This window comes from Yoonia sp., assembly GCF_036770585.1.
Taxonomy (GTDB): Bacteria; Pseudomonadota; Alphaproteobacteria; order Rhodobacterales; family Rhodobacteraceae; genus Yoonia.
The window spans coordinates 13,315-22,487 of the sequence record NZ_DAIPIW010000040.1 but is presented as its reverse complement, the minus strand read 5'-3'; the positions used below and the strand labels follow the sequence as shown (position 1 = coordinate 22,487).

Annotated in this window: 11 protein-coding genes and 1 pseudogene; 5 read left to right on the top strand and 7 right to left on the bottom strand. The window is 63.8% G+C overall.

Features of this window, described 5'->3' with window-relative positions; translation table 11 throughout:
• Positions 1–47: 47 nt before the first annotated feature.
• The 4 genes from V7N12_RS08820 to hpt form a co-directional block, all read right to left on the bottom strand.
• Positions 48–926 carry a cytochrome c gene (locus tag V7N12_RS08820; RefSeq protein ID WP_333714115.1) on the bottom strand — a complete coding sequence of 293 codons (879 nt, stop codon included), beginning with the start codon at positions 924–926 and terminating at the stop codon, positions 48–50.
• Between the two features lie 20 nt (positions 927–946).
• Positions 947–1,423 carry a c-type cytochrome gene (locus tag V7N12_RS08815; RefSeq protein WP_333714114.1) on the bottom strand — a complete coding sequence of 159 codons (477 nt, stop codon included), beginning with the start codon at positions 1,421–1,423 and terminating at the stop codon, positions 947–949.
• 83 nt (positions 1,424–1,506) lie between these two features.
• Positions 1,507–1,680 carry a hypothetical protein gene (locus tag V7N12_RS08810; protein WP_333714113.1) on the bottom strand — a complete coding sequence of 58 codons (174 nt, stop codon included), beginning with the start codon at positions 1,678–1,680 and terminating at the stop codon, positions 1,507–1,509.
• Positions 1,680–2,225: a hypoxanthine phosphoribosyltransferase gene (gene hpt / locus V7N12_RS08805; protein ID WP_333714112.1), complete on the bottom strand. Its 546-nt coding sequence runs from the start codon at positions 2,223–2,225 to the stop codon at positions 1,680–1,682. The genes V7N12_RS08810 and hpt overlap by 1 nt, the downstream gene beginning before the upstream one ends.
• A 77-nt stretch (positions 2,226–2,302) precedes the next feature.
• On the opposite strand from hpt, the gene V7N12_RS08800 reads away from it, so the two are divergent.
• Positions 2,303–2,746 (top strand): type II toxin-antitoxin system RatA family toxin, encoded by a 444-nt coding sequence (locus V7N12_RS08800; protein ID WP_333714110.1) that lies wholly within the window; start codon positions 2,303–2,305, stop codon positions 2,744–2,746.
• Here the strand turns inward: V7N12_RS08800 and V7N12_RS08795 are convergent.
• Genes V7N12_RS08795 through V7N12_RS08785 form a run of 3 tightly spaced genes read right to left on the bottom strand, consistent with a single transcriptional unit; the run spans position 2,737 to position 4,843 of the window.
• Positions 2,737–3,210, bottom strand: coding sequence for a CinA family protein (locus V7N12_RS08795; protein WP_333714109.1), 474 nt, complete (start codon positions 3,208–3,210; stop codon positions 2,737–2,739). The genes V7N12_RS08800 and V7N12_RS08795 overlap by 10 nt on opposite strands.
• Positions 3,207–3,713: a phosphatidylglycerophosphatase A family protein gene (locus V7N12_RS08790; RefSeq protein WP_333714108.1), complete on the bottom strand. Its 507-nt coding sequence runs from the start codon at positions 3,711–3,713 to the stop codon at positions 3,207–3,209. The genes V7N12_RS08795 and V7N12_RS08790 overlap by 4 nt, the downstream gene beginning before the upstream one ends.
• On the bottom strand, positions 3,710–4,843 hold the full coding sequence (locus V7N12_RS08785; protein WP_333714107.1) for a bifunctional 2-C-methyl-D-erythritol 4-phosphate cytidylyltransferase/2-C-methyl-D-erythritol 2,4-cyclodiphosphate synthase: 1,134 nt from the start codon (positions 4,841–4,843) through the stop codon (positions 3,710–3,712). The genes V7N12_RS08790 and V7N12_RS08785 overlap by 4 nt, the downstream gene beginning before the upstream one ends.
• 184 nt (positions 4,844–5,027) lie before the next feature.
• Between V7N12_RS08785 and dusB the strand changes: the two genes are divergently transcribed.
• The 4 genes and pseudogenes from dusB to V7N12_RS08765 all read left to right on the top strand — a co-directional run.
• Positions 5,028–6,053: a tRNA dihydrouridine synthase DusB gene (dusB, locus tag V7N12_RS08780; protein ID WP_443089952.1), complete on the top strand. Its 1,026-nt coding sequence runs from the start codon at positions 5,028–5,030 to the stop codon at positions 6,051–6,053.
• Entirely contained in the window at positions 6,050–7,126 is a 1,077-nt protein-coding gene (locus V7N12_RS08775) for a two-component system sensor histidine kinase NtrB (RefSeq protein ID WP_333714106.1), read from the top strand. Before dusB ends, V7N12_RS08775 begins: the two co-directional genes overlap by 4 nt.
• Positions 7,126–8,499, top strand: a complete 1,374-nt coding sequence (locus V7N12_RS08770; protein WP_333714104.1) for a sigma-54 dependent transcriptional regulator — start codon at positions 7,126–7,128, stop codon at positions 8,497–8,499. The genes V7N12_RS08775 and V7N12_RS08770 overlap by 1 nt, the downstream gene beginning before the upstream one ends.
• Positions 8,500–8,565: 66 nt before the next feature.
• Positions 8,566–9,173, top strand: a pseudogene (locus V7N12_RS08765) (PAS domain-containing sensor histidine kinase); the annotation flags it as partial.

Sequence of the window (9,173 nt, the reverse complement as noted above, 5' to 3'; positions counted from 1 at the left end):
TGAATCAGCAATCCTCAAACGCCGCTACACTTTTATGAGTGCGTGACCTAGTCGGTGACCGGCGGTAGCGCCTTGAGATAGGCGGCAATCGCCATGCGATCATCTTCGGTCAGCTTGGCGGTATTGGCGATGACTTCGGCCATGGTCCCGCCTGCGACATCGAATTCCGGCGTGAACCCGCTTTCGAGATAAATCGCTATCTCCTCGGCTGACCAGTCAAGGGCTGCGGGGGTGATATTCGGGATCCGCCCGTCGCCCGAAGGGTTGGGCGCGCCGCCCATCAATTGCGCCTGCACAAGTCCGCCCAAGGCATCGCGGGGTGTATGACACTCGGCGCAATGGCCCAGCGCCTCGACCAGATAGCGGCCGCGTTCAAGCTGGGGATCGGTCGTGGTGATCACCCAGTCCTGATCGAGGTAAAGCGCCTTCCACAGACCGATGCCCGCGCGGATGGTGTAGGGAAAGGCCAGTTCATGCGGCTCGCTGGCGCGGTCCGAGGCGGGCAGGGTGCGCATATAGGCGATCAGGTCCGCCACATCCTGCGGCCTGGCCTTGGTATAGGCGGTATAGGGAAAGGCGGGGTAGAGGTGCGCGCCGTCCTGTCCGACCCCGCGCATGATCGACGAGGCGAGGTCAAGGTCGCTCCACCCGCCGACGCCATGGGTGGTGTCGCTGGAAATATTGGGGGCGACGAAGGTGCCGAAATCCGAGGCGAACCGCTTGCCACCGGCCATCAGATCGTCAGGGCCCTCTGCCGTTCCATGACAGGACGCGCAGCCGGCGGCGGCAAAGACATAGGCACCATTGACGGGATCCGGTGTCAGCCCGGCAAAGAGGGCGGCATCAACGGGCTGCGGGCGGGTCAGAAACCATCCCGCAGCGCCGCCAAGGATGATCAGCACGGCAAGGAAGCGAATAAGGCGCATCGCGGATCAGCCAGCCGCGTCTAGTTGCGCGGTGCCCGATAGCTTTCATGGCAGGACCCGCAGGACTGGCCCACCGGACCGAAGGCGGCGCGCATCTCGTCAAGGCCATTGCCGGCCACCGCTGCCAGTGCTGCCGTGGTGACTGCGATATTCTCGATCTCGGCTGCGAATCCTTCGGGGTCGGACCAGATTTCCGCCTTGGCGCGATTGTTGCCTGCGCTGCTGTCGGTGCCTTCCAGCCAATAGCGGTCTTCGTTCAGGCCAGCCACAGCGGCAAGGTTCGCGGCGGCGGCGGCTGCAACCTCGGCGTCATAGGGCATCTGTCCCTGTGCCATCGCACCCAGTGGCGCAAGGTTGAAGCCATAAAGCGTCATATGCGCCTGACGGGCCGAGATCGCCCCTTGCTGTTCGCGGCTGAGTTCGCCGAGCACAGGCGTGCCGATGGTCACAAGCAGCGATGCCGAAACGGCGAGGGCGGTGAAGGTCTTGAGCGCCATGAGGGGAATCCTTTCGGTCGGGGGAAGCTCAACCCCAACGATAGCCTACGCCAGCCTGCGGTCAAATGACGCAATCGTGTGTTCTAGCGCGGCGCGCTGACGGAGGTCGGCGTCAGCCACTCTGGCCAGCCGAAAACCGTCTCGATGATCACGATTGCGATGCAAAGCGCGATGATTGCGAAAACGAACTTGATCTTGGCAGGCGATGGCGGGTTCTGCGCCCATCGCTTCATCATGACGAACCAGCGCGGGCCCATCAGGCGGTGTCCACAAAGCGCACGCTGCCGATGAAGGGCAGATTGCGGTTGCGCTGTGCATAGTCGATCCCGTAGCCCACGACGAATTCGTCGGGTATCTCGAAGCCGGTCCAGTCGGCCTTGAAGTCCACCTCGCGGCGGGCCGGTTTGTCGAGCAGGGCAATGGTCTTCAACCGCGCAGGTTTGCGGTTTTTCAGAAACTTGGTGACATGGGCCAGCGTGTGGCCGGTATCGACGATATCCTCGACCACCAGCACGTCGCGCCCCTCGATCTGGCCGCGCAGGTCTTTCAGGATGCGCACCTCGCGACTGCTTTGCATCCCGTCGCCATAGGACGAGGCTTCGAGAAAATCGACCTCGACGGGCAAATCCAGCTCGCGGACAAGATCGGCGATAAAGACGAAAGACCCGCGCAGCAGACCCACAACCACCAGTTTGTCGGTGCCTGCGAATTCCTCGCCGATCTCGCGGGCGAGGTCCTCGATCCGCGCGGCGATGGTCTTGGCGCTGATCATCGTATCGATCACATAGGGTTTCTGCGACATCAGGGCCTCGGGGATGGGTTGATTTCCGACGCGTATTTTACGACATGGGGCGGTGAAGTCACCCGCGAAAGGCAGATATGCCAAGCCATTCCGAAACCAGGTTCCTGCCTTACAGCGCCCAGCAGATGTATGATCTGGTGGCTGACGTGGGCAATTACCCGCAATTTCTGCCCTGGACCGCGGCCGCACGGGTGCGCAGCGTGACCGACAAGGGCGATCATCAGGAAATGCTGGCCGATCTGGTGATCTCGTTCAAGGTCTTCCGCGAAAGGTTCGGCAGCCGTGTGCTGCTTTGGCCCGCGAAGATGCAGATCGATACGGCCTATCTTGACGGCCCGATCCGGTATCTGGAAAGTCAGTGGAATTTCAAGGATGTGTACGGCGGATGCGAAGTCTCGTTCGTGGTCGATTTCGAATTCAAGAGCCGCCTGTTGCAGGGCGCGGCAGGCATGTTCTTCAATGAAGCGATGCAGCGCGTCGTCCGGTCGTTCGAGCGGCGTGCGGCGGCACTTTACGGCTGAGACAGCACCGCCTGCAACAGCAGGTGCAGGGCGTGGTCGCGCGCGGCGGCACGCACCAAGGCGCGGCCCATTGCGCCGAATTCGACCGTCTCGGTCCGGACAAGGTCCCTGGTCGCGATCCCGAAGCAGACGCGCCCTTCGGGCTTGTGCTCGGACCCGCCCGGTCCCGCTATTCCGGTGATCGAGACCGCGATATCGGCCCGCGCCTGGGCAAGCGCACCTTGCGCCATTTCCGCCGCCACCTCTTCCGAGACCGCACCGAAGGCCGCGAGGGTTGTTGCGCGGACGCCCAGCATCTCGGTCTTGGCTTCGTTGGTATAGGTGACGAACCCACGGTCGAAAATCGCCGAACTGCCCGCGATATCGGTGATCGCCGCCGATACCATCCCGCCGGTGCAGCTTTCGGCGGTGGCCAGCATCAGGCCGCGCGCCTTGGCCTTGATCAGAAGGTCGGCAGCGGTCATGCGGGGGTCACCGCGTTGACGAAGCCTGCGTGTGCCAGCCATGCCAGCGCCGTGACACCGATCGCCGCCAGGATGCCCGCAAAGACATCGTCCAGCATCACCCCTGTGGCCCCGCGCTTGCGGTCAGCCCAGCCGACCGGCCCCCATTTGGTGATGTCGAAAAGGCGGAACAGCACAAAGGCCGCGACCCAGCCGGGCCAAAGAGCCGTGACCGGAACGCCTGCCTGTGCCGCACCGAAAGCGACGGGCAGAAGCGCGATCCACTGGCCGCAGACCTCGTCGATGACGATCTCGGAGGGGTCGTGGTCGTCCTTGCCGCGGGTTTCGGCCTCTGTCGCCCAGACACCCAAGACGTAGGACAGCACGACCCCCGCCAGCAGCCCCCAAGGGCCTGCGATCACATAGATCACCCAAGCGACAGGCAGCGCCGCCAGCGATCCCCATGTGCCCGGCGCGGGGCGGATATGGCCGACATAAAAGAAGGTCGCGATCAGATGCGTCATGTCTTGACCAGCGTGACCGTGGCCAAGGCCGCGATGCCTTCTTCGCGGCCGGTGAAGCCCAGCCGCTCGGACGTGGTGGCCTTGACGCTGATCCGGCTGCTGTCGAGCTTCATATAGGCCCCCATGACGGCCTTCATGGCGTCCTGATGCGGGCCGATCTTGGGGTATTCGCAAACCAGCGTGCAATCGGCATTGCTGATGGCATAGCCGTGTTGCGCGGCCAGTGCGACGGCATGGTCAAGGAAGATGTGGCTTGCCGCGCCCTTCCATTGCGGATCGGAGGGCGGGAAGTGCTGGCCGATGTCGCCTTTGCCAAGCGCGCCGTAGATTGCATCCGTCACCGCATGCATGCCCACATCGGCGTCCGAGTGCCCTTGCAGGCTGCGGCTGTGCGGCACCTGAACGCCGCAGAGCCAGACGTGATCTCCGTCGCCGAAGCGGTGCACGTCATAGCCGTTGCCGACCCTGATATCCATGCGGTCTCCCATCAGCTTTTCGGCCCGCGCAAAGTCTTCGGGCGTCGTGATTTTGATATTGTCTTCCTCGCCCGCGACGATGGCAACGTCGAGCCCTGCGGCACGGGCGACGGCGACGTCATCGGTTTCGTCCCCGCGCGCGGCGGCATGGGCGGCCAGCAAGGGGCCAAGGTGGAAGCCCTGGGGCGTCTGCGCGCGAAAGAGACGGGTGCGGTCCGCGATACCGGTCACAGCGCCGCCGTCACCATGCCAGAGCGTGTCGGTCACAGCCACGGCCGGTGCCGCGCCCGGGGCGTGGTCAAGTGCGGCAAGCACTCGGTCGATGATTGCCTGCGACAGCAGTGGCCGCGCGGCATCATGGATCAGCACGCGGGTCGTGCCTGTCGGCACCGCGGCAAGTCCGTTCCTGACCGAAGCCGCGCGTGTCTCGCCACCCGTGGCGACAATCGCCGCAGGCACGCGCGGCCAGAGATCGCTGTCCAGATCGTCGGGATGAAGGACCAGCACAAGCGCATCGACATGCGGATGCGCCGCAAGCCGTGCCATCGCATGGGCCGCGACAGGCTTGCCGCGCAGCGCTTGCCATTGCTTGGGAAGGTCGCCTCCGGCGCGGGTGCCGCGTCCTGCGGCAACGATGATGGCTGTTGTCGTCATGATTGATCCGTCGTCATTGGACGTGGTGTAAGACGCCATCTTGCCCAGCGCAATTCGGCAGTTTTCGCGCGTGATTGCCTAAAAATGTGGCGTTCGCCATTTTTTGAGGATGAAATGCGGCCAGTTACGTTGAGAAAACAGCCACTTCGGACTATCTGGACCCAGGTGCATGCAAGTCGGGCGAATGTTTAATCCTTTGGCACAGAGCGAATCCCCATCAAAGAACGCGCCGGACCGGCTGTCCGTCGGAGACCTGGACCTGTCGCCACCTGTGGCGCTTGCGCCGCTTGCGGGGATCACCGATCTGCCCTTTCGGCAACTTGTGGCCTCTTTCGGCGCCGGTTGGGTGGTCAGCGAGATGGTCGCCAGTCAGGAAATGGTGCAGGCCAAACCCGGTGTGCGCGAGCGGGCAGAGCTGGGCTATGATCAGGCCAATACCGCCGTCCAGATCGCAGGACGCGAGGCCTATTGGATGGCCGAGGCCGCCCGCATGATCGAGGCCAATGGCGCGGCCCTGATCGACATCAACATGGGCTGCCCCGCCAAGAAGGTGACGAACGGCTATTCGGGGTCGGCGCTGCTCAAGACGCCGGACCACGCGCTGGCCCTGATCGAAGCGGTGGTGGCGGCGGTCGATATTCCCGTGACGCTGAAAACGCGGCTTGGCTGGGATGACAGCCTGCTGAACGCGCATCTGGTCGCCAAGCGGGCCGAGGATGCAGGGGTCCGCATGGTCACGATCCACGGGCGCACGCGGTGCCAGTTCTACAAGGGCCGCGCCGATTGGCAGGCGATTGCCCGCATCAAGCGGGCGGTGTCGATTCCGGTCATCGCCAATGGTGACATAGTGGATGAAACGACCGCCCGCGCGGCCCTGAACCAGTCAGGCGCCGATGGCGTGATGATCGGGCGCGGTGCACAGGGGCGGCCATGGGTTTTGGCCGAGGTCGCGGCGGCGCTTTACGGCACTGCGCGGCCGCATGTTCCCACCGGGCCTGCGCTTTGCGATATGGTCAGCGCCCATTATCAGGCGATGCTGTCCTTTTATGGCACCGACCTTGGCCGCAGGGTCGCGCGCAAGCACCTTGGCTGGTATCTGGACGAGACCGACTGCCCGCCGGACCTGCGGCGGCATATCCTGACGGCCAGCGATCCCGCCGTCGTCCTGCGCGCCCTGCCTGCGGCGCTGGCGGAAAGAGAGGCGGCATGATCTTCGGTGCGGCACTCTGGGCGTCTTTGCCGGTTCCTTCGCTGATGATCGACGGTGACGACACCATCATCATGAGCAACCCTGCCGCGGAAAGCTTTCTCAACCTGTCGGCCAAGTCGCTGGAGGGGCAGAGGTTCTGGGACCGCGTGATGATCGATGCCCCGCTCGAAGGGCCCTTCGTCCGCGCGCGCCAGAACCGGACCTCGCTTTTCGTGAATGATGTGGATGTCGGCGGCGGCGAACGCCCGCCGCTTCTTTGCAATGTGCAGTTCGCACCTTTGCAGGGCGACAACGAGACGATGATCGTGATGATCAGCCCGCGCGAGATCGCCAGCCGCGTGTCGCACAACAACTATTCCGGCAAGGCCGCAAAGTCGGCCATCGGCATGGCTGAAATGCTGGCCCATGAAATCAAGAACCCGCTGGCGGGGATCACCGGTGCCGCGCAGCTTTTGTCGATGGGCCTGACGCCCGAGGATCAGGAACTGACCGACCTGATCGTCGCCGAAAGTCGCCGCATCGTGAAGCTGCTGGAACAGGTCGAACAATTCGGCAACCTGCGCCCGCCCAAGCTTATGCCGGTGAACATCCACGATGTTCTTGACCGCGCGCGGCAATCGGCGGCTGTGGGCTTTGGCGCCCATATGCTGTTCGTCGAGGAATACGACCCGTCGCTGCCGCCGACCCTTGCCGATGCCGACCAGCTTTTGCAGGTCTTTCTCAACCTGCTCAAGAATGCCTCGGAGGCCTGCAAGGAGGCGGGCACGATCCGCCTGCACACATTCTACGATGCCGCGCTGCGTGTGCGCCGCACCGATGGCACGCAGGCCCGTCTGCCCTTGCAGATCGAGATCATCGACGATGGTCCGGGCCTGCCGCCCGATATCGCCGATGACATTTTCGAGCCCTTCGTGTCCGGGCGTGAAAACGGCACCGGGCTTGGCCTTGCCCTGGTGTCGAAACTGATCGTCGATGGCGGCGGCTGGATATCGGTGGACAGTGTGCCGGGTCGGACATTGTTCCGGATCTCGCTGCCCATCGCCCCCAAAGAAATGCTGACAGGAGAAGACTGATGGACGGAACCGTTCTCGTTGCCGACGACGACCGCACGATCCGCACGGTGCTGACGCAGGCGCTGACCCGGGCAGGATGCAAGGTCCATGCCACCTCGTCGCTGGTCACGCTGATGCGCTGGGTGGACGAGGGCAAGGGCGATCTGGTGATCTCGGATGTCGTGATGCCGGACGGGAACGGCTTGGAACAACTGCCGCTGATCGCGCGGGCGCGTCCGGGTCTGCCGGTGATCGTGATCTCGGCCCAGAACACGATCATGACGGCGATACAGGCAGCCGAGGCGGACGCCTACGATTATCTGCCCAAACCCTTCGATCTGCCCGATCTGATGAAACGCGCCGCCCGCGCGCTCGAGGTGAAGCGCCGCGCGCCGGTCAACCGCGGCCCCGCCAAGCTGACGACCGAGCATCAGGGCGACCTGCCGCTGGTGGGCCGCACCCCGGTGATGCAAGAGCTATACCGCCTTGTCGCCCGCGTGATGAATGCGCAACTGCCGGTCCTGATCACCGGCGAGAGCGGCACCGGCAAATCCCTGATCGCCCGTGCCGTGCATGATTTCTCGGACCGCCGCAGCCTGCCGTTTGTGGTCGTGGCGGCTTCGGATCTGGAGGGCATGGATGGCCCCTCTGCCGTGCTGAGCCGCGCCAAGGGCGGGTCATTGCTGTTCGACGAGGTCAGCGACCTCAGCGAACAGGCGCAGGCCCGGATTGTCCGGATGCTGGATACGCTGGGCGATAACGCGCCGCGCATCATGGCGACATCGCAATCCAACCTGATGGCGCTGATGGAGGAAGGACAGTTCCGCGAAGACCTGTTCTATCGTCTGAGCGGGGTCACCGTCGCCGTGCCCTCGCTGCGTGAAAGGGTGGATGATATCCCGCTCCTGGCTGCGCATTTTCTGGCGCGCACCGAACGCGACGGCGCGCCGGTGCGCCGCTTCGGCGATCCGGCCCTCGATCTGGTGCGGGCCTATAGCTGGCCCGGCAACGTCAGGCAGCTTGAAAATGCGGTGCGGCGGCTGGTGTTCACATCGACCGAGGAAGAAATCACGCGGGCCGAGGTCGAATCCGTGCTGGGCAATCAGCCCGCGATCGAGCCACTGCGCTCCGGTGGCGAAGGCGAAAAGCTATCGTCGAGCGTTTACAAACACTTGCGGCGCTATTTTGATCTACATGGCGGGGTTCTGCCGCCTCCGGGTCTTTACAACCGGATCCTGAAAGAGGTCGAGGCTCCGCTGATCGAGATCGCCCTTGATGCAACGGGCGGCAATCAGGCCAAATGCGCCGACCTTTTGGGGATCAATCGCAATACGTTGCGCAAGAAGATCACAGATCTCGATATCCGCGTGACACGGCGCCGCAAGTTGATGTAAAACCGCAACATAAGCGTGGCATTCCTGCGTTACCCGCAGGAGAGACCATAAAACAAGGCGGTACACGTGGGGAAAACCTCACCCCAAGACAGGGCAACTCGCGCGCAGCGTTCCCGATACGGGCTGGATTTTGCCCTGCTCAGCCGTTGGTTGCGCCAGCGGCATGTGATCAATGCGTTCACCACAGGCCTGATCGTCATGGCGCCGGTGCTGGCCTTTGCGACCTATTATGTCGTGGGGCCGCTGGATCGCAGGCCTGCGTCCAATGCGCTGCGGCTGGTGCTGCTGCTGGACCTGATCTACGTCCTGATCGTGACCGCGCTGGTCATGCGTCAGGTGGCGCGGATCATCTCGGCACGGCGGGCACGGTCGGCGGGCTCGCAACTGGCGGTGCGCCTGACGGGCGTCTTCGCGCTTTCGGCGCTTGTTCCCATCGTGCTTGTCGCGGTCTTTTCGGTCACGCTGATTTCGATCGCCATCGACGGGCTGTTTTCGGAACCGGTAGGCAATGTGCTGCGGACATCGCTGACCACCGCCCAGTCCTATGAAGAGGAACACCGCCGCGAGATCGCGCGCGACGGACGCGCACTGGCCGCCTATCTGAACCGCGAGCGGCAGCAGAACTTCTTCATGGACGACGGCGAGGTCCGCGTGGCCTTGGGCGAGGTGCAGGC